Below are 25,129 nucleotides of genomic sequence, written 5' to 3'. Positions count from 1 at the left end.
AAAAGTGAGCACAATCGGCCGAAAAATGGGGGCGGTGACGGTGAGGGGCGGCCTGGGGGAGCCCGAGCTCCCGCGCCCCGGCTTAGAGTTCGACGCCGATCAGGACGGGCTCGGGTTCGAGGTCGACGCCGAAGCGCTGCCGGACGCCGTCGCGGATCTCGCGGGCCAGGGCCACCATGTCCGCTGCGGTAGCGCCGCCGCGGTTGGTCAGAGCAAGCACGTGCTTGCTCGACAGCGCGGCCGGGCCTGAAGCTGCCGAACCACCCGATGCACCGCCGCCCCGGTGTCCCTTGCTGAAGCCGGCGTGGTCGATCAGCCAGGCCGCCGAGGTCTTCACCAGGCCATCGACTGCCGGCGCGGCACAGGCGTTCCAACCGACCAGGGAGTGGTCGGCGACCGGGTAGCGCGGGGCGTCGGCCGGCAGCAGCCGGTCGGCGTCCTCAATCGGCAGCACCGGGTTGGTGAAGAAGGAGCCGGCCGACCAGGTGTCGTGATCGGCCGCGTCGAGCACCATGCCCTTGGAGCCGCGCAGCTCGAGCACCGCGGCGCGCACCTCGGAGGAGGGCACCCGGGCCTCGACGTCGACGCCGAGGCGCCGGGCAAGCTCGGCGTAGCGCACCGGCGCGGAGAGCGAGGCGAGGCGCAGCTGGAAGGAGACCTCGAGGACGACGTACCGCCCGGTGGGGTGCCAGCGCGCCTCGTCCTCGAGCCGGGAGCGCTTGAGGATCGAGGTGCGGTATCCCAGGCCTAGCTCGCTGGCGGCCAGGGTGCGAATGCGGGAGGTGGCGCGGTCGTAGACCCGTACCGAGGCCAAGGTCTGGGAGACCTCCTGGCCGTAGGCACCCACGTTCTGCACCGGGGTAGCTCCGGTACCCCCCGGGATACCCGAGAGCGCTTCGATGCCGGACCACTCTTCGGCCACCGCAGTGGCCACCAGTTCGTCCCAGTCCTGACCGGCTGGGACGGTGAGGTTGCCTCCGGAGCAGGCGGAGCTGGCGTCGGCGTCGATGCCGGAGCGGATATCGCGCAGCACCAAGCCGTCGAACCCCTCGTCGGCGACCAGCAGGTTCGAGCCACCGCCGATCACCAGCAGCGGGGTGCCCTCGGCATCGGCCTGGCGTACCGCGTCGATCAGCTCCGCCTCGGTGGTGGCCTCGAGATAGCTCGCCGCGGGCCCGCCCACGCGCATGGTCGTGAGGTCAGCCAGGCGTGGCGGCACGGAGGGGGCATGAGTCTCGCCGGCGCCGGCGGCTCCCGGGGCCGGACCAGGTCGCGATGCCGGCACAGTCACCGGATCAGCCCAGCCGCACCGTGGCGCGAGCCTTGGCCAGTACCGTCACGCCGGCGGAGGTCACGGTGAGATCGACCCGCACGGTGCCGGCAGCACTGTCGACCGGCCCGGCCGTGCCGGCGATCTGAACCTCCGCAGATCCCGGGGTGGGCGGAACCTGTACCGGGCGAGTGAAGCGCACGCCGTAGTCGATGACCGCACCCGGGTCGCCAGCCCATTCGGCGACCGCGCTGGCACCCAAGCCCATGGTGAGCATGCCGTGGGCGATGACGCCGGGCAGGCCCACTGACTCGGCGAAGGCGGCGTCGTAGTGGATGGGGTTGCGGTCCCCCGAGGCGCCGGCGTAGCGCACGAGGCGCTCACGATCGACCTCGACGGTGCGGGAGAAGAGCTCCTGGCCGGTCTCCAGGCTGCTGAGTGCGGGGGCGCTCATGCGGCATCCTCCTCGGGGCCGCGAACGGCCAGGGTCGAGACCACAGTGGCCACGGGATCGGCGCCATCGGAGATCTCGGCGCGGGTGGTCACCAGGGTGATCGGCCCGCGCTCGAGGATCTTGTCCACGTGCACCACGGTGCGCAGCCGATCGCCGGCCACGATGGGGCGGTGGTGGGTGAACTGCTCTTCGGCGTGGACCACCCGGGAGAAGTCGATGCCCGATTCCGGCGAGGCGACGTAGACCTGCTCGGCCCGCTGGGCAAGGAGCACGGCGAAGGTGGGCGGGGCCACGACGTCGGTGTGGCCGAGCGCCCGCGCCGCGGCGAGGTCGGTGTGTGCCGGGTGAGTGGCCGCCGTGGCGGCCGCGAACTCGGCGATGCGCTCGCGGGTGACCTCGTAGGTTTCGGTCGGCAAATACGTGCGCCCCACGAGCGTCTGATCGACGCTGGTGGGGCGGGTGCTGTCCTGGCTCACCGGGACAGCCTAGCTGGGACCTGCGCCAGCAGCCGAAGCCGGAGGGCTCACCGCTGCGTGCGCAGGGCCGGGCTCAGCGCGTCTCGCGGTGCGCCGTCTTGGAGTTGCAGCGCGGGCAGTACTTGGGGAGCTCGAGCCGGTCGGGGTTGTTCCGACGGTTCTTCTTGGTGATGTAGTTGCGCTCCTTGCACGCCTCGCACGCGAGGGTGATCTTGGGGCGAACATCAGAGGACTTGCTGGCCACGGTGGTTCCTCACAGTTGTCGTGTCTTGGCAGCTCCTGGGCCGCCTCGCATCCATGGAACTGGTGCTCGGTAGCGGGAGCGGGGATCGAACCCGCGACCCCACGGACACGAGCCGTGAGTCCTGCCGATCAGGTATTCCGCTTGGGCCGGAACCCACCAGCCGACTCTAGTCCCCGCGCACGCAGCCAGCAAACAGCGATGTACGTGCAACTGACCACACAGCGGTCCCATCGAAAGGGCTGGAGCGTGACCCCAGATCACGTGCAACCATTTCGCAGCTTCCACCGACCCACGTACGACACTGCTCGCCGATCCTGGAGTGATGGACCCCATGAGACGTTCGATCCGACCCCTGGCCCCGCTGGCCGGAGTGCTGCTCGCTTCGACCGCGCTGACAGCCTGCGGGAACGACGGCCAACAGGACGCCGACTTCGAAGACGCCCCGGCGCAGGAGGAGTCCACTGCTCCCGATCCTGAGCCCACTGCGGACCCCGAGGACCAGGACAACGAAGACGACGACGCGGACAACCGGGACGACACGGACGACCGGGACGACGCGGGCGAGGCGATCGGCCCCCTGGATCCGCAGGACGCGATCGAGACCATCTCCTACGAGCTTCCCGGGGACTCCAGCACCACCGTGGACGTGGGCTTGCACGGTCTGCGCGTGGAGGGCGAGGTGATGCTCCTGGAGCTGTCCTTCACCGGGCAGTTCTACGGGAACAACCCGATGAACATCTACGCCATGATGGGCGGCTCGGTGTACCCGGAACTCAATGACCGGGAGCACCTGAAGCAGTACACCGTCATCGGCACCGGTCACGACCGCTGGTCAACGCCTTCCACGAATGCCGGCCACCGCTACGAGAGCGGTCAGACGGCGCCCTACTGGGCCTACTACGCCGCTCCGGTGGACGACATCGACACCATCACGGTCACGGTGATCCCGGGCGCGGTGGAGTTCGAGGACGTGGAGATCGAGCGATGAGCCGCCGTCACACCCGCTCCCCCGCTACCCCCTCGGCCACCCTTCGCCGCTGCACCGCAGCCGCTCTTGCCCTCGCTGTGGCCGCCGGACTCATGCCCTCCGCTGCGGCTGCCCCCAGCGGCCCACCCCCGGAGCCGGAGGGCGGTGTCAGCCAGGGAGACCTCGATGCCTCGATCCGCGCGTGGGACATCTCGGAGAACATCATCGAACTCGGCGGCGGAGCGGAGGACGAGGACGAGGACGAGGACGACGCTCTGATCACTTTGCAGACCGATGTGCTCTTCCGCGCGAACAGCTGGGAGCTGCCCTCCTCCGCCCCCGCGCGCATCGTGGAGCTGGTGGAGGAGATTCCGGAGGGCGCCACGGTCTCGGTGGTGGGGCACACCGATTCGCGGCCCACCGGTGAGGACTTCGACAACCAGGAGCTCTCCGAGAACCGTGCCGAAGCGGTGGCCGAGGTGCTGCGCAGCGAGCGCTCCGACCTGGACCTGGAAGTCTCAGGCGCTGGCGATTCCGAGCCGGCAGCCACCGAGGACCCGGACGATCCGGCGACCTTCGCCGCCAACCGGCGCGTGGAGATCAGCTACGGCGAGAACTGAGGATCCGGGCGGCGGCGACGGATCGGCCCGTGAACGACGGAAGGCTCGGACTCTTCGCGAGTCCGAGCCTTCCGTTGACAGTAGCGGGAGCGGGGATCGAACCCGCGACCTCACGATTATGAGTCGTGCGCTCTAACCGTCTGAGCTACCCCGCCAGGCCCTCTGCCAGGAAACGCCCGCCGTGGAGGCGGGCGTTTGCCGGGAGGTACCAGAGCCCCGAAAGGGAATCGAACCCTTGACCTTCTCCTTACCATGGAGACGCTCTGCCGACTGAGCTATCGGGGCAGCGCAGATGAGCCTACCCGGTGCGGCAGACTGCGGGAAATCCGCAGCCCCCTGGAACCAGGTGAGTCCACTCACAACGCCAGAACCGGACCCGAGAACGGGACCACCAGACGCCGTCGGTCCGGTGATCTCTCACCGTTCCGATCCGTGGCGGGTACAGGATTCGAACCTGTGTAGCGTGACGCGGCTGATTTACAGTCAGCTCCCTTTGGCCGCTCGGGCAACCCGCCGGGTGCGCAAATGCGCAGTGGGAACTCTAGCAAGCCTCAGAGCGTGCTCGCGCCGCCGGGCGGTGCCAGGCCTGGCGAGGATCGTCACACTCCCCCACCGCGGCCGCCCCACCGTTCACCGGCCGTTCGTGCACTACTCGCCGCGCGGCGGCTGGGCAGGCTCGATAGTGAGCACGGAAACTTCCAGGTCGCCCGGCGCCAATCCCTGCTCCTGCACCACCGCCGCCAGGCGTTCGTGCACGTCCCGGGCAACATCACGCGCCCGGTATCCGGCGCGGATCGCGACGTTCACCGTGACGGACGCGCGCCGGTCACGCAGCGTGACGCCGATCTCGTGCTCGGGTGCCGCGCTCAGCCAGGAACGGATCGCGCCGGCAAGCCCGGGTTCGATACGGGCCACGCCCGGCACCTCGTTCACCTCGGCGACGACGGCGCGCCGCAGTGCGAGATCTGGCGCGGCGGCAGCGGTCTCGTCGTGGTGCTGCTCAAGCTCAGGCATCGTGGACTCCCTGCACGTTGATGTCTACCACCACGGTCTCGACGCCCACTTCGGCGGTGATGGCCTGCCGGACCCGTTCGCGCACCTGCCGGGCAATGTCGGGAATCGCCGCCCGCAGTGCGACGCTGATCTGCAAGGAAACGGCGACGCGCGCCGGCCTCGGCGGTGTGGGGCCCCCGCCTGCCGCTGCCACAGCGGCGGTGGCTGATCCCGTCGCCGCACTGGAGGCACGGGCGAGCTCAACCCGGCTGCGCCGCACCTGCACCTCCGCCAGGCTGTCGGCGGCCCGGCGGGCCACGGCGGCGACGGTCTGCTCGCTCACCGTCAGCGGTGCACGTTCTGGGGGAGCCACAGCACCCTCGGGCTCATCGAGCGGGAGTCGCTTGCTCCGCCGGACCTCGGCGCGAGCCACTGCCATCACGCGCGACAGCACCTGCGGGCCTGGCTCCCAGGCCGGCTCCTCATGTTCCTGCGCCCGCAGCTGAGAGGTCGCCTTGGCCAGTGGGGCCATGGCCGCGCGCGCTCGCCGGCAGGCGGGGCAGGTGCGCTCATGACTGGAAGCGGGCTCGCCCAGCCCGTCCCAGAGCTCGTCCATGTCGCGCCCGCACTCCAGACGGAGATCGTCGGTGACCACCGGTGCCGGCCGAGGGCCACTCACGGGCGAGCCGGGGGTGCCAGAGCTGGGGGGTTCTGGGGGGAGGCCACTCGGGCCAGGTGTCATCGCCATGCGTCCATTCCCTTCAACAGGTTCCGCCGCGCCCGCATCAGTCGCCCGCGCACCGTGGCCTCAGTGAGGTTGGTGGCGAAGGCGATCTCGGCATACGACAGTTCGTGCAGCTCTCGCATCACCCAGCAGACGCGCTGGTCCTCGGGCAAGAGCGCGAGGGCGTCGTTCAGATCCCTGAGCTGCGCCCGCTGCGCCGCCACCACAGCCGGGTCCTCACCGGTACCGCGCTGGGCTGTCAGTGCCATATCGAGCTCGTCCTCCTGCGCAGGCTGTACCCCTTGTCGCGTGCGCGTGCGGAGCACACTCATGCAGCGGCGCGTCATGATCTGGTAGATCCAGCGCCGGAAGGCCTGTGGATCGTCCAGGGCCGGCAGTTTGCGCCACACCTGCACCATGGCGTCCTGCAGGGCGTCTTCCGCGTCGCCTCGATCGCGCATCAGACGCAGGGCCAAGCGGAACAGGGGACCTTGGTAGTGACGGACCAGTGACTCGAAGGCATCGAGGTCGCCGTCTTGCGCGCGACCGACGACCGTGGCCTCGGCGACGTCCCCGAATGCCTGGTCCGCGAGACCTTCGGCGGTCATCCCCTCCTCCTTTCGCTCCCGGTGGCCGGCGGCCCGGCGAGCGCGCTCCTCACGCTATCGCCGGGCACACCCACCCGCCTGCGCACTGTCACAGGGTGATCTCGCTGGCCGATCGGTTCGAGCGCCGGTCAACGTCGATGACCACCGACAGTTGCTCGACCTGGCTGTCCAGAGCTGTGCTCACGCCGGCCACGACCTCGTTCTCGACCTGGGCCAGGGTCCGCGCGAGGTCAACGCTGTCGACCACCGACAGCCGCAGGGCGATCTCCGGCCGGGCTGCCATGCCGTACACGGCCGCCGAGGCGCCGTGCACACCGGGAAGGGCGCGGGCCTGCTCCTCGACCGCCGCCACCAGCACCTCCGGCGCCACGCGGGTGAGGCCGCGCTCGGCGCTGTCGTGGAGGCGGAAGGGTGGGCCCGAATGCGGGTGCGGCAGCTGGGCGATGAGCCACATCAGGCCGAGGACGGCGACCACCACACCGAGTGCGGCCAGCGCGCCGGGCAGCCAGGGCTCGGCGCGCCACTCGCCCTCCGGGAGCACCGCCTGATCCGAACCCGGCCAGGGCAGTCCCAGGTCAGGGAGCTGGGAGCTGAGGTTGAAAGCGATCACGACGCCGACCAGGCTGACGAGGATCATGCTCAGCCCGATCAGGGCCAGTGCGAATCGATTGAGCCGAGTCGGTGCGCGACGCATCAGATCTCCTTCACGGTAGCGCTGACGCGAACGCGCGCAGCTGGCTCCACGCCCACCTCGGTGAGCCGGGCGCTGACGGCGTCCTTGACGCGTTGCCGCAGCTCGGACGTGTCCTGACGGGTGGGGGTCACCACGCGGATGCTGACAGAACGACCCGAGACGCTGGCGGCGACCTGCTGGACACCGTCCACGCGGTGCGCGGCAGCAGCGGCCAGACGCGCCAGCCCACGCCGCGAGACTACGAGCCGGGCGTCCGCAGCGACGGCGCCGGGACGCCGCAGGCTGCTGAGACGCGGTGCGCCGGGCAGGATCGCGATCACCAGGACGATGACACCCACCACCCCGATGCCGATCACCACTGCGCGCGTGAGATCGCCTTCCCAGGTGGCCGCAGAAGCGGCGTCGATGACGGGGCGGGTGAAGACCGGCCACTGCCCATCGATCCAGCGCATGATCGCACCGGCAGTGAGCCAGGAGCCGAGCGCGAGCATGATGAAGGCAAAGATCGTCGCCGGCACCCATCGCCGCGAACGGCGGCGTAATGCGGTGAACTTGGTACTCATAGCAGTGCCTCCGGTGCTCCGGATCCAGACTTTCCGGTGCGTGCGTGCAGGAAGGTGACGTCGATATCGACGCGGTGCACGGCGATCCCGGTCAGCTCCGCGACCCGGCGGGTCACCTCGTCGCGGATGCGCGCGGTGGCTTGCTGGATCGAGGTGGGATAGGCCAGGCCAACTTTCACCGCGACGTCCATGAAACCGGCGGAGAACTCGACGTCGACTTCCGGGCGTGCGCCGCTGTCGGCCGTCGCGCCGACGCCGAGCACACCACCTGTGGTGCCGTACGTTCCGGCGATCTCGGACACCACCTGTGCCGCGATCTTGCGCGCAACCCGTTCAGCGACGGTCAGGGAGCCGCGCTCGCGTGCCGGGGCGCTCATCGCCGGTCAGTGCCGCGCCCGATGAGCTGCTGGAGGTCGATGCGCCCCTCCAGGACCAAGCCGATCAGGATCCCGGCAGCGCCGAAGACCAGGACGATCATGAAGGAACTGAACGAACCGAAGGCTGCGGTCAGTCCCAGGATGAGTCCGACGAATAAACCAACAGTGATGCGGGACATGGGGCGAATTCCTCTCTGATTCAGGCCGTGGCGGACACGCGCGGCGCTGAAGCCTTGCTGATGCAGGGTGCCGGGACCCCGGGCCCGCACCATCCGGGCCCGGGTCTCGGCAAATTCGTGAATGCAGGGTTACTGCAGTTCCTCAGTGCGAGCGGAGGAGGAAACGCCACCCTCGGTGTCCTCTTCCGGAAGGTGCACGTCGGTCACGTTGACGTGGACCGCCACGACCTCGAGGCCGGTGCCGTATTCCACGCTGGAGATCACGTTCTCGCGAATCTGATTGCTGACCGCGACGATGGATACGCCGTAGTCGACGACGACGGCGATCTCGATGACGGTCTGGCGCTCACCCTTGTCCACCGACACCCCACCGGTGACGCTGGTCTGGCCGCCGGGGACGCGCTGCGTGAGAGCGTTGAAAGCGCGGCGGGCGGCGTTACCCATCGCGTACACGCCAGGCACCTCGCGAGTCGCGATGCCCGCAATCTTCGCCACGACGCCTTCAGCGATCGCCGTGTCACCGTGCTCGGTGTGCAGGGCGTCGAGCTGCTTGGGCTCGGGGCGCTCCGCCAATTCGCGCGCGGCGCGCTCGTCCTGCTTCTCGCGCTCTTCGCCGGTAGCGGGAATGACGTTCTGCGACATGATCTGTCTCTCCAATCGGTGTTAACGAGCTGACATAGGAAAGGACGCCACGTTCGATCCATTCGTCACACCGAATTTCTGTGAGGCCCGGCACACTCGCCATGCTCCCCCCTTAGAATGGGCGCCATGCGCGCCATCGAAGCTCAGGAAGCCGGCGGACCGGACGTGCTGCAGCTCGTGGAGGTGCCGGAACCCGAGCCCGGCCCAGGCCAGGTGCTGGTGCGTCCGGCGGCAGTCGGGCTGAACTTCGTCGAGACGTACCAGCGCAGTGGCCTCTACCCGGTCCAGCACCCCTTTCGGCCCGGAGGCGAAGGCGCCGGCGAGGTGGTCGCACTGGGCCAGGGGGTGGACACCGTAGCCATCGGGGATCTGGTGGCGTGGACGGCGTCCGTGACGGGCTCCTACGCCGAGTTGGTGGTGATCGAGCAGAGCCAGGCCCTCCCCATCCCCGCCGGACTGGACGTGCGGACGGCGGCTGCGCTGCCACTGCAGGGCCTGACCGTGAGCATGCTGGTCGACGGCGCCTTCGAGCTGAGGGACGGTCACGACGTCTTCCTCACCGCTGGCGCTGGCGGCGTGGGCTCCCTGCTGACCCAGGTGGCCTCTGACCGTGGGGCGCGCGTGATCACCACGGTCTCCACCGCCGAGAAGGAGGAACTCGCCCTCGCGGCCGGGGCAGCGGACGTCATCCGCTACGACCAGCTCGATGACCTCACAGCGGAACTCACGGCGGTGGTGCGCGAGCTGACCGGCGAGCAGGGCGTACACGTGGCCTATGACGGCGTGGGCAAGTCGACCTTCGACGCCTCCTTGTCGGCACTGCGGCGGCGCGGCACGTTGGTGCTCTTCGGTGCCGCGAGCGGCCCGGTTCCGCCGGTGGACCCACAGCGGCTCAACCGGGCGGGCTCGGTCTTCCTCACCCGGCCGTCGATGTTCCACTTCCTGGTGGAGGCGCAGGAGCGCTCCCAGCGCTGGGAGCAGGTCTCCGGCTGGGTACGCGACGGCGTGGTCGACCTGCGAGTAGGAGCGAGCTATCCGCTCGCCGAGGCCGCCGCCGCCCACCGCGCGCTGGAAGGACGGGAGACCACCGGCAAGGTCCTGCTGATTCCCTGACCGTGGGCGTCGCTGGGGCTGCCTGGTTCCTACCTGGCTCATTGGGGAGAGAAACTGGCACCTAACGACACTTACTCTCCCCCATCACGGACGCAACCGGCGCCACCGCTCACGCCAGGCCGCGCGAGTGGCCTCCGAATCCGCGCCACCTTCCTCTTAACGCCGTCTTAGGTACCACGAGGATAATGAGCGGGATGCGGATCCTTCTCGTCGATGACGAACAGGCCCTCTTGCGCTCTGTTGCTCGATCGCTGCGCTTCGAGGGCTACCACGCCATCCCCGCAGCCAGCGGCGAGGAAGCGCTCGAACTGCTCGAGGTGAGCCGGCCCGACGCCGTCATCATGGACGTGATGATGCCCGGGATGAGCGGCCTGGAGCTGTGCAGCGCGATCCGCTCCTCCGGCAACCGGCTGCCGATCCTTCTGCTCACCGCCCGCGGGGAGGTCGAGGACCGCGTGGCCGGGCTGGATGCCGGGGCGGACGACTACCTGGTCAAACCCTTCGCCTATGAGGAGCTCCTCGCCCGGCTACGTGCCCTGCTGCGGCGCAGTGTGGAGGTTGCCGACGATCAACCGCTGACCTTCGGGCCGATCCGGCTCGATCCGTCTTCCTGGCAGGTCACCGTGAACGGGGAGCCGCTGGTGCTGACCCGCACGGAGTTCACGCTGCTCGAGACCTTCCTGCGCCATCCGCGTCAGGTGCTCACTCGCAGCCAGATCTTCGATGCCGTGTGGGGTGCAGACCTCGACGAGAGCTCGAACTCCCTGCACGTCTACATCGGCTACCTTCGCCGCAAGCTCGAAGCGGTCATGGACGAACGCGTGATCCACACCGTGCGCGGCGTGGGCTACACCCTGAGACTGCCGTCATGTCCCTCCGCCAACGACTGACGCTGCTGACCGCAGTGGCGGTCGCCCTCGCAATCGCCGTGGCAGCCTCGGCGGCGTGGTGGCTGGTGCGTTCCTCCATCATGGATGAGTTGGACGACGGTCTGGTGGACCGCGCTCGCCAGGTGGACCAGATCGTCGCGGCGGCCCAAGGTCCGCTGGGTGCGCAACGTTCGGCGTTGCAGCTGACCGAGATGGTGCAGTCCGATCCAGTGGGCGTGCAGATCATCGAACCGACCGGTGTCGTCCACCAGATCACCTTCGGGCCCTTGACCACCGCGCTGGATGCTCCCGGGGCTACTCTGCCGCCGGCACCAGCCACGGAGCGCGCCCGCCTGGACACCCTGTCATTGCAGGGCGAGCGCTACCGGGTGGTGACGGCGAGCGCCCCGGACGGCACGGTGCTCCGGCTCTTCCATCCACTGGCGGCAGTCGATGCCACCTTGAGCTCGGTGGGCTGGTCCCTGGCGGGGATCGCGGCGGCGGGCATCGCACTTGCGGCGGTGCTCGGCTGGCTGGTGTCGCGCGCGGGCCTGCGGCCGGTCAATCGCCTGGCCGCGGCCACCGAGCGCGTGGCACGAACGCAGGATCTGAGCGAGCGGATCGAACTGGGATCGGCGCGCGAGGACGAGATCACCCGGCTGGCGGGCTCGGTGAACGCCATGCTCGCCGCCCTGGATCGTGCCCGCAGTGATCAGCGGGAGCTGGTCGAGAACGCCAGCCACGAGCTGCGCACCCCCCTGGCAGTGCTGCGCAACGACTTCGGTCTCCTGGCCCGCTCCGAGCTCGACCCGGGCAGGGCCCTGCCCCCGCAGGAGCGCCAGGAGCTGCTGCGCGACCTGGACACACAGGTCGCAGCGCTGAATGACGAGGTGGACGGGATCATCACCCTGGCCAAGGGTGACCAGAGCTCGGAGCTACCCCAGCGCACTGACCTGCGGTCCCTCGTGGAACGAGCTGTGCGACGGACCCGGCGCTTACGCCCAGAGGTGGACGTACGGGTGCACGGCGATCCGCTGGTCGCGACCATCTACCCCGTGGCCCTGGAACGCGCCGTGGCGAACCTGGTCCGCAATGCCGTCCAGGTCAGCCCGGCCGGTGGCCTGGTGGAGGTCTACCTCAGCCAGGCCGATGACCACGTCTCGGTCACAGTCGAGGACTCCGGCCCCGGCTTGCGTGAGGAGGAGATCCCCAAGCTCTTCACGCGGTTCTTCCGCGGCGCTGGGGCACGGGATCGCCATGGTTCGGGCCTCGGCCTGGCGATCGTGGCGCAAGCGGCGGCCATGCATTCCGGCCGTGCCACGGCTGAGAATCGGGCCGAGGGTGGCGCGCGCTTCACCGTGCACTGGCCACTTCGCAGCGCGGAGACGACGGATCAGCTGCCGCCGAACCCTGGTCCGGCGGGCCGGCGCACCTAAGAGTTTCTTATCCCGCTCCTAGGGTCGCCTTAGGCAGGACCGTCACGCTGAGGGGAACCGACCATCAACGTGAAGGGACAGGCCATGTCTGAGTTCCACTCCCCCGCCCACCAGCCCCCGCATTTCCCGCCACCGCAACCCCAGGGCCCCTTGTTCTCGCAGGAGCACAACGCGGCCAGGCCACATGATCCGTCGGGTTCACCGTTCGCCAGCGCTCCGGTCACATCGCCCACCCCACCCCCGCCACCGCCTTCGGGCCGCAGCTTCGGCTGGCCCGCCCTCGTCGCCTGCACGCTGGCGGCTGCGGTTCTCGGCGGCACCGCTTCAGCCGGAGCGTTGACCGCGCTGTCGGCCTCGGACGTAGAAAGTGTGCCGGGCAGCGCGGACAGCGCGCAGATCGAGCAGGCGAGCCTGCCGGGCGCCGATGCCGACGTCGCCAGTGCCGCAGCGATCGCGTCCCCTTCAGTGGTCACGCTCGGCGTCTCCGCCGGTTCGGCGGGCGGCTCCGGGTCGGGCATCATCCTGGACCAGGAAGGCCACGTGCTCACGAACACGCATGTGGTCACCCTCGGCGGGACGAGCTCGCAGGGGCAGATCACCGTGCAGCTCGATGACGGCACGTCCACCAGCGCCCAGATCGTGGGGACCGACCCCCTCTCGGACCTCGCCGTCATCAAGCTCGACAACGCCGCGGAGCTCAACCTCACCCCGGCCACCTTCGGCAGCTCCGGAGACCTGCAGGTCGGCGACGAGGCCATCGCCATCGGCGCCCCGCTGGGACTTTCCGGCACGGTGACCACCGGCATCATCTCCACGCTCGACCGCACCATCACCGTGGCCTCGGCGGCAGTGGACGAACCCACAGGCGACCAGCCGCGCGACGACGGCCGCGAACGATTCGAGTTCGGCACCCCGAACGACCTGCCCGGCAGCGCCCGGCCCAGTTCGGCCGGCAGCGTCTTCCTCAACGTCATCCAGACCGATGCCTCCATCAACCAGGGCAACTCCGGCGGCGCGCTGGTCGACGGCCACGGGCAGATCGTCGGCATCAACGTGGCCATCGCCTCAACCGGCGAAACCGCAGGCTCGATCGGGGTCGGCTTCGCCATCCCCGGCGACTACGCCCAGCGGATCGCCGAGGATCTGATTGCCTCGGGCGAGGCCTCCCACGGCCTGCTCGGAGTGCTCGCCGCCGATGCCTCCCCCGACGCCGCGGTGAACAAGGACATCGTCTCGGGCACCGGCCAGACATCCAGCGGCGGAGGATTCACTGCGGGGGCACTGGTGACAGAGGTGGAGGCCGGATCTCCTGCCGACGGCGCCGGACTGGAACCCGGCGATGTGATCACCGCCGTGGAGGGGCGCCGCATCAGTGACTCCCGGGCGTTGACTGCCGTGATCCGGGAGTACCCCGCGGAGCAGGAGGTCGACCTCACGGTGGATCGCGGAGGCGAGGAGATCACGCTGCAGGCCACACTCAGCGCTGCGGAGCGCTGAGCCACGCTCTCAGGAGAGCGAATCCCGCCGTACTCAGTCCTGCGATCACGAAGGCTCCGCCGTAACCGGCGGCACCGATGACCCAGCCCAGCAGGAAGGCACCAGCTCCGATGCTGCCGTCGTAGACCATGTTCCACACCGTGCTGGCGGTGGCCGTGTGAGCGGGTCCAAGTCGGTGGACGAGGGTGACAAAGGAATCGTTCTGGCAGGCACCAAAGCCCGCTCCGGTGAGCGCGGCTCCGAGCAGAAGGATCGCCAGCGGCCCCTCCAGCGCTTGAGCGGTGATCACCAGTCCAGCGGCCACCACGAGGACCGACATCGTGAGGATCCGTCCCGCCGCCAGACGTGCACCCAGCGCCCCGGCCACCAGCCTCCCGGCCACCATGGCTGCGGACGCCACGAAGAGGGCCCATGACGTCTGTGACACGGCAGGCCCGGAGAGGGGGAGGAAGGTCGTCGTGGCGCCGAAGGCTGCTGCGACGAGCGCCAAACACGTCAGCGGGCCGAGCATGGCCCGCTGACCGGACAGTGACGACAAGGACGCACGTCCCCGCAAGTGGCCTGGCAGCAGAAGAGACAGCAGCGCAGCGAGCAACCCGGCTCCCGCGGCGATGCTGAAGACCACGCCGAAGCCCCAGGTGCCGGCCGCCCAGACTCCCCCTGCGAGCGCCACCAGGTTCGGGAGAGCCGCGGCTGCCCCGTAGAGCGAGACCGAGGCGGCCACGCGCCCTTGTGGGGCGAGGTCGGCCGCCAACGTGGCACCGGCGATGACCATGAGCGCGAACCCGACGCCACGCACAGCGGTGACCGAAAGGATGACCCAGAGAGCATCGGAGACCGTGTAGACCAAGGCGATCGGGCCCAGGAGCATGGCGCCGAGAACCATCAAGAGGCGCAGGCTAGCCAGGCGGAACAGCACCGGCGCGAAGCACTGGGTCAGCACGGTGGCGGCCATCATCACTGCCGTGGCCCCTCCCACAGCGGCGCTTCCGGCGCCACCCTCAGAGGCCCACAGGGGCACGACGGCGAGCAACGCCGAGTAGTTGAGGAAGCCAAGGAAGGTCACCACCAGGAGCAGTGCCATCGCGAACACTCGAGCGCGGTGTGCCGGGACCTGTTCTGCAGCGGGAACGTTCACGCGGACACGCTGGAGCACCACCCGATATCGTGTCCAACGATGACTTCCGATCACATCAATCGACGAATGCGATAGGTACAGCCATGGACACCCGGGTTCTCCGCAGCTTCCTCGCCGTGGCGCAGCTGGGCAGCTACACCGAGGCGGCGCTGGAACTCGGGTACCGGCAGTCGACACTGAGTGCCCACGTGCAGAAGCTCGAGGCATCTCTGGGCTGCACGTTGCTCGACCGGCTTCCCTCCGGAGCCCGGGTGACCGAAGCCGGGGCGCGCGCCATCCCGATTCTGGAAGAGATCCTGGACGCCGAGGCCCGTCTTCGCGAGGCGAGCCACACGACTGATCAGCGACCCCAGGGCACGGTGCGCCTCATCGCTCCGGAGTCCCTCTGCACCTACCGGATACCCGAACTGGTCGCCGCCTTGCGCTCTGCGGAGCCCGGCATCGACGTCTGGCTCAGCCCTGGCGGGCTTGTTCGCGGTGCGGATGACGTCCGGCGTGGCCGGGCGGACCTGGCGCTGACCCTGGAGCCGGAGTTACCCGCGACCGGGCTGTCGGTGACCCGTCTCGGTCGCGAACCTCTCGCCCTCCTCGCCGAGCCGGCCGCCACTGCGGCAGAGCAGCTCACCTGGACCGAACTCGCGCAGCAGCCTGCGCTGCTCGTCGACGAAGGCTGCGGTTACGCGGACGCGATCTTCCATGAGCTCCGCCATCATGGCGGAGCCGTGCGATGCTCCCGGTTCGGCAGCATCGAGGCCATCAAACGGTGCGCATCAGTCGGCCTGGGCTGGACGGTCCTACCCACAGTGAGCGTCACCGAAGAGCTCAGTGCCGGCACACTCGTCGAGCAGTGGGGCCCTGCGCTGCCCGCCTGCGAGGTCAGTGTGCTCACGCATCCGCGCCGGCGCCTGAGTCCCGCTGTCGCAGCGGTCATGGGCGCTCTGCGCGACCTCTGGGCGACAACGCCGCGAGACGGCAGGGGGCCGGTGGATGCTGCCATCGGCCCCCTGCGGGGGTTACGCGCTCAGCCGCCGCCGGGTGAACAGCAGCGCCGCACCGGCCAGCAGCATCACGCTGACTACGGCCAGCAGCGGCCCGGCATTGCTCACGCCGGTCACCGGCATGCTGCCGGGAGCTCCTGGCGTCTGGGGTGCGCCCGGCGCGCTGTCGTCCGCGCCGGAACCGGCGCCATCGTCGCCCCCAGCACCGTCGTCACCGCCGGCGCCATCGTCACCACCAGCGCCGTCGTCACCACCACCGCCGTTGTCGCCAGCGCCGTCGTCCCCACCGCCACCGTTGTCGCCAGCGCCGTCGTCCCCATCGTCGGCCGCAGCGATGACCGCGGCCGCACTGAGCGCCTCGGCTCCGAGGTAGCCCTCGGCGGTGGCCTGCACCAGCACCTGCAACTCCGAACCGGCGCTGCCGGCCGGAATCTCCACCGCAGCGGACGTCGCGCCGGCCAGCGGCTCTCCGTCCAGCATCCACTGGTAGCTCAGCTCCGCATCCTGTGGATCCGTCTCGGCATAGGCCGCGACACCGTAGCCTTCGACGACCTCACCGATCACCACGGGTTCGAGCAGAGCGATCTGGCGTTCGATCTCCACCGAGTACTCGCGTGCGTTCTCGCCGTCGGCGGAGGTGACGCGCACCACGGCGGTGGGCGACTCCGGTGTCGGCGCCTCGATCTCGACCGAGGCGGCCTCGTCCACGCCGAAGGCGGTGATGACGGGGAAGCGTGCACCTGCCACGGTCACCGAGTACTCGGGCACCTCGGGGTCGAAGCCCGGAACGGTGGAGCCGTCGAGCCGCAGATCGGCAAGATCCGCCACCGATCCGACACCGGCACCCAGCGCCATGATCTCGATCTCGGAGACGACCATGAAAGAGTCAGGCGCAGCGTTCAGCACGAAACGCAGCCCGGTCGCCTCCGTAACCTCGGAGAGATCGACCTCGGCCACCGGCGCGGCGCTTCCCTCGGCGGGATCGTCGACCGGAACAGCCTCCTCATGGCCGGGCACCGTGTGCCACTCGCCGTCGACGTCGCGGTACTCGACCGTGTAGTCCTCGGGCCAGGATTCGTGGTCACCGTCGCGGTAGAAGTGGACCGTGGCCGAGTCGAGGTCCTCGACATCGGCGAATTCGTAGCTCAGGGTGTCGGACTCGTTCTTCGTGCCGCTCACCCAGTTCGACCAGGCCTTGTCGTCGAGGATGCCGTTGCGGGTGTCCTCCACGGAGTACCCGGGCTCGGTGAACGTGGCCGAGGCGGTGGTGGTATCCCAGCGCGCGATATTCACGGGAACCGGCTCGGTCACGATGATCGAGAGCATCGCGGAGAGGTCCTCCTCCTGCGCATTGGAGCGAGCCACACCGGGCACGGAGACCACGCCGATGTCACCGAACTGCTCGGGAGTCACGGCCGAGAAGTCCCACTCGACCTCGGCGGGGAAGGTGAGCAACGAGGCACCACTGCGCGCCGGCACGGTCTGCGGGGCCGCCTGGGCCACCGTGTCCACGCCCACGCCCTGGCGCACGGTGAGCGAGACCGGATCGGTGACCGTGAAGCTGCCCACGACCACCGTGGCCTCGGCCGCGATCTCATTGCCGTACACGTCCGTGGCCGTCCCGGGGACCACGACCTCACCGGCACTCTCCCAGGCCTGCGGATCCGGCATGTCCCAGGTGACCTCCGCGGGCTGGCCCGCGCCCCAGGAGTACAGCGGGACCACACTGCCCGGAAGAGTGGGCTCCACGCCCACCAGCGTGCTGACCTCGACCGGCTGGAAACCGGTCGCTGCGGTGTCACGCAGTTCCCAGCGCTGGTGCGCCCCGCCACCAGAGGTCCAGGTGCCCACCTGAGCGCCGGCGGTCGTGGATTGACCGTTGACCTCGAGCGATTGACTGAGGCTTTCATTGACCAGCGACCAGGTCTGCCCGTCCTCGGTGGTGAGCATCCATCGGGTCTGGGCCTGCGTGGCCCCCTCAGCCACGCTCACCTCGCGCAGGTCCGTACCGGCCCCGGTCGCGCCGAGCACGCGCCCGTCAGCTGCGGTGAGTACGTAGGGCCGCACGTCACTGCGTGCCCCCTCGGGTGCCTCGTGGAAGGTCCACACCTGGGCCGCTGCTTCGTCGGCGGTGGTCCCGGCGGGCTCGATGACGGTGGCGTGGTCGCCGTCGCCCACAGTGAGCGAGTGGCCGCTGCCGACGCCGGTGAGCAGGTAGTCCGCGCCGTCGGTCACCGTCTCCACGGCACCGGAGACGCCGTCGATGACGATCGTGGTGATGGAGCGGGCTGGCACGCGCACGGTGGCATCGCCGTTCACGGCCACGACGTCGCCGGGCACGAGCGCGTTGGCCACCGGGTCCTCGTCGGTGCCTTCGGTGGTGGTGAAGGTCTGCGCAGTGGCGCCGGGAGCCAGCGTCGTGAAGCCGGAGAGGTCGACGGTGACGTCCCGCTCCTCGGCGGCGGTGTTCCGGTAGACCAGGGTGAGGCTGTCGCCGTCGATCGCCGCAGTCGTGGCCGTGGAATCAGTCGGCACGAGCCGGTCCCCCGGCTCGATGAAGTGCGTGAAGTTCTGGATCGCCCCGAACTTCGAGTTCAGGGTGATCGCGCAGGCCTCCACCGAGGCGTAGTCGCCGCCGGCGTCCGCCACGCGACGCTCGGAGCGCCAGACGCCGTCAGGCTGCTCGACACAGTCGAAATCGACGAAGATCGAGCCCCAGTTCAGGTTCTCCCCGGTGGGTTCCATGTTGTAGAGATCCTCGATGGGCTGCCAAAGCACCCAGGCGCTCGCCTCGAGCTCGCGCAGGTCGCTCTGGATCCGTTCGGCGATGCCGAGGCCGTTCTCGATCGGGCGTGGATTGAAACCGGAGACCCAGCTGCCCTCGATCTCGCTCATCCACAGCGGGGTGTCGGCGGACTTGGCGAGGTCTCGCACCACGCGCCGGCTGCCGGTGCCGTAGGTGTGCACGTTCATCTGGCCGACCGCCGCGCGAGCCTCGGGGGTGTAGGCATTCCAGTTGGTCACGAAGGTGCCCGGGTTGGTCTCGTCCATCGCGGAGATCACGGCGTTGGTGCCGGCTCCGGCGAGCCGATCGTCGAGGACGCCGATCATGTCGACCTGACGCTGCGGCCCGACGTGCATGCCTTCCTGGCGCCCGCCGACGGGGTTGTCGCCGTCGTCGCCGAACCAGGTGGACCAGTAGTTGGTGTTGGGCTCGTTGAAGGGAGTGATGGTGTCGACCTCAAGGCCGTACTCCGCTTCGAGGAACTCCCCCACCGTGACCAGGTAGCTCGCGAACTTCTCCATCGCCTCGGGGCGTAGCTGCTCATCGGTGGCGCTGAACCCGCCCGAGACGTAGCCGTTCTCGGTCATGAAGTACGGCGCGGAGTTGGCGAAGAGCTCCCAGTGGTCGATCCGGTCATCGGCCACCAGGCGCTCCACCCACCAGCGCTGGGTCTCGTCCGCGGTGAAGTCGTAGTGCTCCGGATCGTCGGGGTCCCAGGCCTGCAGGACCTCGTCGCGGTTCTCCACCGTGGTGGGCACGCCGTAGAGATCGCCGGTCTCATCCGGAGCCCAGTACCCCTCGACGGCACCGCCGGGGCGCAGGTAGTCGGTGACATCCGAGGCGTGGCCGCCGCCGATGTTGTAGCGGGCGAGGTTCAGTCGGAGGCCGTCCTCGCCGAAGGTGAGCTCGTAGAGCTCCTCGCGGAGTTCGTCGGGGTACCCGCCGGTGGCGTTGGCCATCCACACGAGGCTGGTGCCCCAGCCTTCGAAAGCTTCGCCCGCGTACCACGGGTTCGGTGTCACGGTCACGTTCTCGGGCGCCGCCTGAGCGGGTGGGGCGGTGCCGGTCTCGGCGGCCAGCAGGGTGCCGGCGGCGAGCGCCGCGCCGGCGCCCAGCGCGATCCCCCTGCGCCACGGTGGAGTCTTCGTCATCGCAGATCCTTCCGTTGAAGCGTCCGCCAGCACTGCGCTGGCATCTCGGGTCCTGGCAGCGCTGCCAGCCCCTCAGTCGTCAGCGGTCGTCGTCGACCACTGCGGATGGGTGAGGAAGCGGGCCGTGGCATCGGCCGCCCCCTGGAGTTCGAGCACGGTCAGGGTGTTGGCGTCCTCACACACCAGCGGTGCGGGTACGTAGAGGGTCTGCTGCGGCCCCTTGCCCCAGAAGCGGCCGAGGTTCCAGTTGTTGAACCACGCCACGCCCTTTCCGAAACCGCTGGTGTCCAGGAAGAGGTCGGCCGGGGTGCGCCCGCCAAGGGACCACACCGTCAGTGAGGGAGCGGACAGACCCGGCAGCGACACCCCTGGAGCGGGGGGCGCCTCAGCAGCGGCCGCCTGCGCCCACGCATCAACCGGCAGCGGCGCGGCCTGCCAGTGACGCACCGGCTCGCCGTCGAGCAGGACCGGGCCGATCACGCCCTTGGGCTCACCGATGCGGGGGCCGTAGTTCACCCGGCCCTGGTCCTCGACGAGCAGTTCCAGGGTGACGCGCCCAAGCCCGGGGAGGCTGAGTGCGCGATGGCCTTCGGAACGGTCGAGCACGCCCACCGGCCGGCGATCGAGGAAGACCTGGATGCGGTCACGGCTCTCTCCGATGGTCAGCAGCGCAGGCTCGGGGAGGTCGAGCTCGGTGCGGTACAGCGAGAAGCCTGCGAGCGCACCGATCTCCTCGTGCGTGGGCGCCTCGAGGAAGTCGGCCCATTCCAGGTTCTCGTCGACGACGGACCACAGTGGGGTGCTGGACGATGGTGCCTCGATGGCGAAGGAGGGCGCGGGCGCACGGCGCGGCACGGGCTCCGGCGCCAGGCGCTGGTGCCCGCGGAGCACGGCCTGGAAGGCCTCGTACTTGGCGGTGGGGGTGCCGTCCTCGGCCATGGGCGCGTCGTAGTCGTAGGAGGTGATGGTGGGGCGGTAGTTGCCCTTGTCGTTCGCGCCGCTGGTGAATCCGAAGTTGGTGCCGCCGTGCACCATGTACAGGTTGACCGAGGCGCCCGATTCCAGCAGCAGCCGGAGGTCCTCGGCGTTGCCGTGGGGGTCTGTCACATGGTGGTCCTCGCCCCAGGCATCGAACCAGCCGTTCCAGTACTCCATGCACATCAGCGGCCCGGTGGGCTGGTGGCGACGCAAGGTGGCCAGGCGCTCCGGGCTGCGGGAGCCGAAGGTGGCGGTGCGGTGCAGTTCCGGCAGTCCACCGCGGGCGAGCATGCGGTCGTCGGCCTGGTCGCAGGTGAAGAGCGGGACGGTGATCCCGCCGTCACGCATCATCGTCACGAGGGTGCGGAGGTAGTCGGCGTCCTCGCCGTAGGCGCCGTACTCGTTCTCCACCTGGACCATGAGCACCGGACCGCCCTGATCGATCTGCAAGGGCGCGATGAGGGGCAGCAGGGCGTCGAAGTACTCCTGGACTGCCGCCAGGTAACGCGGCTCGCTGCGGCGCATCTGCACCTGCGGATCGGCGAGCAGCCACGCAGGGATCCCTCCGCTGTCCCATTCCGCGCAGATGTAGGGCCCGGGCCGCACGATCGCGTGCATGCCGGCGTCATGGATCAGCCGGAGGTAGCGCGCCAGGTCGTGTTGGCCCTCGGTGCGGAACTCGCCCCGCTGCGGCGCGTGGAAGTTCCACGCCACGTAGGTCTCGATGGTGTTCAACCCCATGGCCTGGGCGGTGGCGATGCGATCGGCCCACTGCTCGGGGTGGATCCGGAAATAGTGCATGGCACCGGACAGGATCTGGTGCTCGCGCCCATCGAGCAGGAAGTGCTCGGGGCCGATCTCGAAGGTACTCATCGCTCCTCGTGGGGTGGCGCGCGGGTGCGGTGGGGCGCGGGTTCGTCGGGGCATGGTGTGGGGGCGCGCCGGGCAGGCGCGCCCCCACGGGGTACTACTCGGCGCTGACGGTGAAGCCCTGGTCGTTGCCGTAGGTCACGAGAGCCTGTTCCCAGGACTCCAGGCCCTCGGCGATCGTGGTTCCCGAGACGTAGGCCTGACCGACGTGGTCGTTGAAGATGCTGTTGGCGTAGACCTGGTAGGGCAGGTACTGCCAACCCTCGACGACGTTGGCAGCCGAGTCCGCGAGCACCTCGTTGACGCGCTGACCACCGAAGTAGTCGAACTCGACGGTGGTGAAGTCCTCGTCCTCCAGGTGCTCGACGGTGGCGGGGAAGGCGCCTTCGTCGATGCGGGTCTGCACGCCGTCACCGACCGTGGCGTAGTCGAGGAAGGCGTAGGCGAGCTCCTGCTGCTGGCTGGCCTCCATGATGGCCAGCGAGCTCCCGCCGTTCTCGGCCGTGGCCGAGGCGCCGGCCTCCCACTGGGGCATGGGGGCGACGGCCCAGTCGCCGGAGGCTTCGCCCACGCTGGATTCGAGGTTGCCACGCATCCAGGCGCCGATCACCAGGGTCGCGATCGACCCGTCGCTGAGGCCCTGGTACCACTCATCGCTCCACGAGGAGACCGGGGCGACCAGCTCCTCGTCGACCATCGTCTCCCAGAACTCGGAGAAGACCTGCGAGCCCTCGTCGGCGAGATCCACGGTGATGTCGGTGCCGTCCACCTGGAAGGGGTGGCCGCCGGCCTGCCAGATCAAGCTGGTGGTGAAGCCGGCGTCGCCGGTGTCGTTGGTGATGTGCGCGTTCGGGTCGGCGTCCTGCAGCTCGCGGCCCACCTCGCGGTACTCCTCCCAGGTCTCGGGCACGTCCAGGCCGTGCTCGTCGAAGATCCGGGCGTTGTAGAACAGCGCCATCGGGCCGGAGTCGGTCGGCAGGGCGTAGACGCCCTCGTCCTGGGTGACTGCACCCCAGGGGCCGGGGGTGAAGGTGCCGTCGAGGTCACTCGCGCCGTACTGGCTGAGATCGGCGAGCGCCTCGCCCAGCACGAACTGGGGCAGGGCGTAGAATTCGACCTGCGCGATGTCGGGCCCGCCGCTGCCTGCGGAGATCGCGTTCTGCAGGGCGGTGTACTGGTCGTCACCGGTGCCGACGTTGACGATGTCGACGGTGACGTTCTCGTGCAGCTCCATGAAGTCGGACGCCACGCTCTCCAGCGTCGGATCCCAGGCCCACACGGTGATCTCACCACCCTCGCCGAGGGCATCGTCGTGGCCGTCGTCGGTCGTCGGCTCGTCACCTTCGTTGTCGGTGGTGGATTCGTCTTCGCCGCCGTCCGGGGCGTCGCCGTCGTCGGCGCCGTTGCCGCAGGCGGCCAGGACCAGGGCCGCTGCGGCGGTGATGGCCACGCCACGGAGGGCGCGGGGTGTGGATCGGGTCATGGTGACTCCTTCGTCAAAGGGTGTGCAGGGTCAATCGGTGCGGGAGCGGTCTTTCACTCCTTGACGCTTCCGGCAGCCAGACCGGACTGCCAGAAGCGCTGGAGCAGCAGGAATGCTGCGATGAGGGGCACGATGGTGAGCAGAGAACCGGTGATCACCAGGTTGAAGATGGCTTCACCACCGGCGGTGGCCGCCTGGGCATTCCAGGAGTTGAGGCCGATCGTCAGCGGATACCACGCGGGATCCCGGAGCATGATCAGTGGCAGGAAGTAGTTGTTCCAGGTGGCCACGGTGGTGAAGAGGACCACCGTGACGATGCCGGGGGCCAGGAGCCGCAGGCTGATGGTGAAGAAGGTGCGCCACTCGCCCGCGCCGTCGACACGGGCCGCCTCGAGCAGCTCGGTGGGGATCGCCTCGCTCGCGAAGGTCCACATGAGGTAGAGGCCGAAGGGCGAGATGAGCGAGGGGATGATCACCGACCACGGAGTGTTCGTCAGGTCCAGCCGGCTGAACATCAAGAAGGTGGGCACCGCCAGGGCCGTGTTCGGCACCGCGATGGCGCCGATGACCACCGCGAAGACCGCCCGCTTGCCGGGGAAGGTGAACTTGGCCAGTGCGTAGCCACCGATGATCGCCAGGAAGGTGGCACCGCCTGCTCCGGCCACGACGTAGAGGATCGTGTTGCCGAACCAGCGCAGGAAGACGCCGTCGTTGTAGGTGACGGTGGCGACGATGTTGTCCCAGAGCGCGAACTCCCCGGAAAACCACAGTCCGAAGGAGGAGAAGAGGCTGCTCTGGGTCTTGGTGGAGTTGATGAAGAGCCATAGCAGTGGCACCACGCTGTAGATCAGCACGATCCCGGTGACCACGGTGAGCAGAGGGCTGCGGCGCGGCCGTTCCAGGGAGCCGCGGCGGGGCTTCAGTGTGGCGCGGCGTTTCGGCTTGGCGACGGCGGCCAGCGGTACGGGATTGACGTTGACGGCCACGTCATGCCTCCTTGCGCATGCCACGCAGCTGCACGGCGTAGGCCACGAGCATGGTGACCAGGCCCATGATGATCGCAACGGTGGCGGCGTAGTTGTACTGCTGCCCGGAGAAGGACAGGTTGTAGGCGTACAGGTTGGGCGTGAAGTAGCTGGTAATGGCGTTCGGCGCCAAGCTCTGCAGGATGCTCGGTTCGTTGAAGAGCTGGAAGCTACCGATGATGGAGAAGATCGTGGCGATCACCAGCGCGCCCCGGATGGCGGGGAGCTTGATCGAGCGGACCACCCGCCACTGACCGGCGCCATCGATCTCGGCTGCCTCGTAGAGCGAGTGCGGGATGACGCGCAGCGCCGAGTAGAAGATCAGCATGTTGTATCCCACGAACTCCCACGTGACGATGTTGCCGATGGCCACCAGCACGAGATCCGGTGAGAGGGGGTTCGGCAGGGAAACCCCGAAGAGGTCGTTGAGATTGCCCACGAGGCCGAAGCGCGTGCCGTACATGAAGCCCCACATCAGCGCAGCCACGACGGCGGGTACGGCGTAGGGCAGGAAGATCGCGATACGGAAGAAGTTCGAGCCGTACAGACGGGCGCTGTCCAGCGCCAGCGCCACGAACAGCGAGATGCCGAGCATGATCGGCACCTGGACCACGAGGAAGAGGCTGACGCGGGTGAGGGACTCCCAGAACTGAGGGTCGTTGAGCGCGCGCACGTAGTTGTCGAGCCCAACGAAGACCGAGCCACCGACAAGCTGGTCGCGGAAGAGGCTGATGAACAGCGAGTAGGCAATCGGCGCGAGGAACACCAGGGCGAAGACCGCCATGAAGGGCCCGATGAAGGTCCACGGCAGCCACGATCGCCGCTGGCGATGCGCGGTGGGCGGAATGATCGCCGCGGTCGCGTCCGCACTCAATGCCATGTCACTCCTCTGTGCCTCTGGCACCGATGTTTACGTAAACATCGGTTGCCGCTAGAGTGGCACCACTGACCCGTCTTGTCAACGTCGATCGGAAC

General features: G+C 69.0%; 24 protein-coding genes, 3 tRNA genes and 1 pseudogene. 7 read left to right on the top strand and 21 right to left on the bottom strand.

What is annotated here, in order from left to right; genetic code table 11:
* Positions 1 to 82: 82 nt before the first annotated feature.
* The 4 genes from EDD31_RS09390 to rpmG form a co-directional block, all read right to left on the bottom strand.
* Positions 83 to 1,291: a UDP-N-acetylmuramate dehydrogenase gene (locus EDD31_RS09390; protein ID WP_123303915.1), complete on the bottom strand. Its 1,209-nt coding sequence runs from the start codon at positions 1,289 to 1,291 to the stop codon at positions 83 to 85.
* A 4-nt stretch (positions 1,292 to 1,295) separates the two neighbouring features.
* Positions 1,296 to 1,724 carry a MaoC/PaaZ C-terminal domain-containing protein gene (locus EDD31_RS09385; protein WP_123303914.1) on the bottom strand — a complete coding sequence of 143 codons (429 nt, stop codon included), beginning with the start codon at positions 1,722 to 1,724 and terminating at the stop codon, positions 1,296 to 1,298.
* Positions 1,721 to 2,200 (bottom strand): FAS1-like dehydratase domain-containing protein, encoded by a 480-nt coding sequence (locus EDD31_RS09380; protein WP_123303913.1) that lies wholly within the window; start codon positions 2,198 to 2,200, stop codon positions 1,721 to 1,723. The genes EDD31_RS09385 and EDD31_RS09380 overlap by 4 nt, the downstream gene beginning before the upstream one ends.
* A 73-nt stretch (positions 2,201 to 2,273) precedes the next feature.
* Entirely contained in the window at positions 2,274 to 2,444 is a 171-nt protein-coding gene (rpmG, locus tag EDD31_RS09375; RefSeq protein ID WP_123303912.1) for a 50S ribosomal protein L33, read from the bottom strand.
* 331 nt (positions 2,445 to 2,775) lie between these two features.
* On the opposite strand from rpmG, the gene EDD31_RS09370 reads away from it, so the two are divergent.
* Positions 2,776 to 3,432 (top strand): hypothetical protein, encoded by a 657-nt coding sequence (locus EDD31_RS09370; RefSeq protein ID WP_148058918.1) that lies wholly within the window; start codon positions 2,776 to 2,778, stop codon positions 3,430 to 3,432.
* Positions 3,429 to 4,031, top strand: a complete 603-nt coding sequence (locus EDD31_RS09365; RefSeq protein WP_123303910.1) for an OmpA family protein — start codon at positions 3,429 to 3,431, stop codon at positions 4,029 to 4,031. The genes EDD31_RS09370 and EDD31_RS09365 overlap by 4 nt, the downstream gene beginning before the upstream one ends.
* Positions 4,032 to 4,112: 81 nt before the next feature.
* On the opposite strand, the gene EDD31_RS09360 is transcribed toward EDD31_RS09365, so the two are convergent.
* From EDD31_RS09360 to EDD31_RS09310, 11 genes are all read right to left on the bottom strand, one after another.
* Positions 4,113 to 4,186 (bottom strand) — tRNA-Met (locus EDD31_RS09360).
* 57 nt (positions 4,187 to 4,243) lie between these two features.
* Positions 4,244 to 4,316: transfer RNA gene (locus tag EDD31_RS09355), tRNA-Thr, on the bottom strand.
* A gap of 148 nt (positions 4,317 to 4,464) precedes the next feature.
* A tRNA-Tyr gene (locus tag EDD31_RS09350) sits at positions 4,465 to 4,546 on the bottom strand.
* A 133-nt stretch (positions 4,547 to 4,679) separates the two neighbouring features.
* Entirely contained in the window at positions 4,680 to 5,045 is a 366-nt protein-coding gene (locus EDD31_RS09345) for an Asp23/Gls24 family envelope stress response protein (protein WP_123303909.1), read from the bottom strand.
* Positions 5,038 to 5,703 carry an Asp23/Gls24 family envelope stress response protein gene (locus tag EDD31_RS09340; RefSeq protein ID WP_148058917.1) on the bottom strand — a complete coding sequence of 222 codons (666 nt, stop codon included), beginning with the start codon at positions 5,701 to 5,703 and terminating at the stop codon, positions 5,038 to 5,040. The genes EDD31_RS09345 and EDD31_RS09340 overlap by 8 nt, the downstream gene beginning before the upstream one ends.
* Positions 5,704 to 5,762: 59 nt before the next feature.
* Positions 5,763 to 6,356 carry an RNA polymerase sigma factor gene (locus tag EDD31_RS09335; RefSeq protein WP_123303907.1) on the bottom strand — a complete coding sequence of 198 codons (594 nt, stop codon included), beginning with the start codon at positions 6,354 to 6,356 and terminating at the stop codon, positions 5,763 to 5,765.
* 88 nt (positions 6,357 to 6,444) lie between these two features.
* Positions 6,445 to 7,050, bottom strand: a complete 606-nt coding sequence (locus EDD31_RS09330; protein ID WP_123303906.1) for an Asp23/Gls24 family envelope stress response protein — start codon at positions 7,048 to 7,050, stop codon at positions 6,445 to 6,447.
* Positions 7,050 to 7,613 carry a DUF6286 domain-containing protein gene (locus EDD31_RS09325; RefSeq protein WP_123303905.1) on the bottom strand — a complete coding sequence of 188 codons (564 nt, stop codon included), beginning with the start codon at positions 7,611 to 7,613 and terminating at the stop codon, positions 7,050 to 7,052. The genes EDD31_RS09330 and EDD31_RS09325 overlap by 1 nt, the downstream gene beginning before the upstream one ends.
* Entirely contained in the window at positions 7,610 to 7,990 is a 381-nt protein-coding gene (locus EDD31_RS09320; protein WP_123303904.1) for an Asp23/Gls24 family envelope stress response protein, read from the bottom strand. The genes EDD31_RS09325 and EDD31_RS09320 overlap by 4 nt, the downstream gene beginning before the upstream one ends.
* Positions 7,987 to 8,169 carry a hypothetical protein gene (locus EDD31_RS09315; protein ID WP_123303903.1) on the bottom strand — a complete coding sequence of 61 codons (183 nt, stop codon included), beginning with the start codon at positions 8,167 to 8,169 and terminating at the stop codon, positions 7,987 to 7,989. Before EDD31_RS09315 ends, EDD31_RS09320 begins: the two co-directional genes overlap by 4 nt.
* Before the next feature lie 129 nt (positions 8,170 to 8,298).
* A complete protein-coding gene (locus tag EDD31_RS09310; protein ID WP_123303902.1) occupies positions 8,299 to 8,811 on the bottom strand; it encodes an Asp23/Gls24 family envelope stress response protein in 513 nt (170 codons plus the stop codon).
* Between the two features lie 126 nt (positions 8,812 to 8,937).
* On the opposite strand from EDD31_RS09310, the gene EDD31_RS09305 reads away from it, so the two are divergent.
* From EDD31_RS09305 to EDD31_RS09290, 4 genes are all read left to right on the top strand, one after another.
* Positions 8,938 to 9,924, top strand: a complete 987-nt coding sequence (locus EDD31_RS09305) for a quinone oxidoreductase family protein (protein WP_123305375.1) — start codon at positions 8,938 to 8,940, stop codon at positions 9,922 to 9,924.
* A 194-nt stretch (positions 9,925 to 10,118) separates the two neighbouring features.
* Complete coding sequence (locus tag EDD31_RS09300) at positions 10,119 to 10,814, top strand: response regulator transcription factor (protein WP_123303901.1); 696 nt, start codon at positions 10,119 to 10,121, stop codon at positions 10,812 to 10,814.
* The gene (locus EDD31_RS09295; RefSeq protein WP_123303900.1) at positions 10,793 to 12,229 is read left to right on the top strand and encodes a HAMP domain-containing sensor histidine kinase; all 1,437 of its coding nucleotides are present in this window, start codon (positions 10,793 to 10,795) and stop codon (positions 12,227 to 12,229) included. Before EDD31_RS09300 ends, EDD31_RS09295 begins: the two co-directional genes overlap by 22 nt.
* An 84-nt stretch (positions 12,230 to 12,313) precedes the next feature.
* A complete protein-coding gene (locus tag EDD31_RS09290) occupies positions 12,314 to 13,726 on the top strand; it encodes a S1C family serine protease (RefSeq protein WP_123303899.1) in 1,413 nt (470 codons plus the stop codon).
* Here EDD31_RS09290 and EDD31_RS09285 read toward each other — a convergent pair.
* On the bottom strand, positions 13,707 to 14,864 hold the full coding sequence (locus tag EDD31_RS09285; protein WP_148058916.1) for an MFS transporter: 1,158 nt from the start codon (positions 14,862 to 14,864) through the stop codon (positions 13,707 to 13,709). The genes EDD31_RS09290 and EDD31_RS09285 overlap by 20 nt on opposite strands.
* Positions 14,865 to 14,947: 83 nt before the next feature.
* On the opposite strand from EDD31_RS09285, the pseudogene EDD31_RS15120 reads away from it, so the two are divergent.
* Positions 14,948 to 15,802, top strand: a pseudogene (locus EDD31_RS15120) (LysR family transcriptional regulator); the annotation flags it as partial.
* Positions 15,803 to 15,877: 75 nt separating this feature from the next.
* Here the strand turns inward: EDD31_RS15120 and EDD31_RS09270 are convergent.
* From EDD31_RS09270 to EDD31_RS09250, 5 genes are all read right to left on the bottom strand, one after another.
* On the bottom strand, positions 15,878 to 19,798 hold the full coding sequence (locus EDD31_RS09270; RefSeq protein ID WP_123303896.1) for an RICIN domain-containing protein: 3,921 nt from the start codon (positions 19,796 to 19,798) through the stop codon (positions 15,878 to 15,880).
* A 72-nt stretch (positions 19,799 to 19,870) separates the two neighbouring features.
* A complete protein-coding gene (locus EDD31_RS09265) occupies positions 19,871 to 21,649 on the bottom strand; it encodes a glycoside hydrolase family 35 protein (RefSeq protein WP_123303895.1) in 1,779 nt (592 codons plus the stop codon).
* Positions 21,650 to 21,743: 94 nt separating this feature from the next.
* Positions 21,744 to 23,129 carry an ABC transporter substrate-binding protein gene (locus EDD31_RS09260; RefSeq protein WP_123303894.1) on the bottom strand — a complete coding sequence of 462 codons (1,386 nt, stop codon included), beginning with the start codon at positions 23,127 to 23,129 and terminating at the stop codon, positions 21,744 to 21,746.
* 53 nt (positions 23,130 to 23,182) lie between these two features.
* The gene (locus EDD31_RS09255) at positions 23,183 to 24,052 is read right to left on the bottom strand and encodes a carbohydrate ABC transporter permease (RefSeq protein ID WP_245991330.1); all 870 of its coding nucleotides are present in this window, start codon (positions 24,050 to 24,052) and stop codon (positions 23,183 to 23,185) included.
* A 64-nt stretch (positions 24,053 to 24,116) separates the two neighbouring features.
* Positions 24,117 to 25,034: a carbohydrate ABC transporter permease gene (locus EDD31_RS09250; protein ID WP_123303892.1), complete on the bottom strand. Its 918-nt coding sequence runs from the start codon at positions 25,032 to 25,034 to the stop codon at positions 24,117 to 24,119.
* Positions 25,035 to 25,129: the final 95 nt, after the last annotated feature.

The organism is Bogoriella caseilytica (assembly GCF_003752405.1).
Taxonomy (GTDB): Bacteria; Actinomycetota; Actinomycetes; order Actinomycetales; family Actinomycetaceae; genus Allobogoriella; species Allobogoriella caseilytica.
Note: the sequence above shows the minus strand (reverse complement) of the source record. Positions and strands in the feature narration are given on the sequence as shown.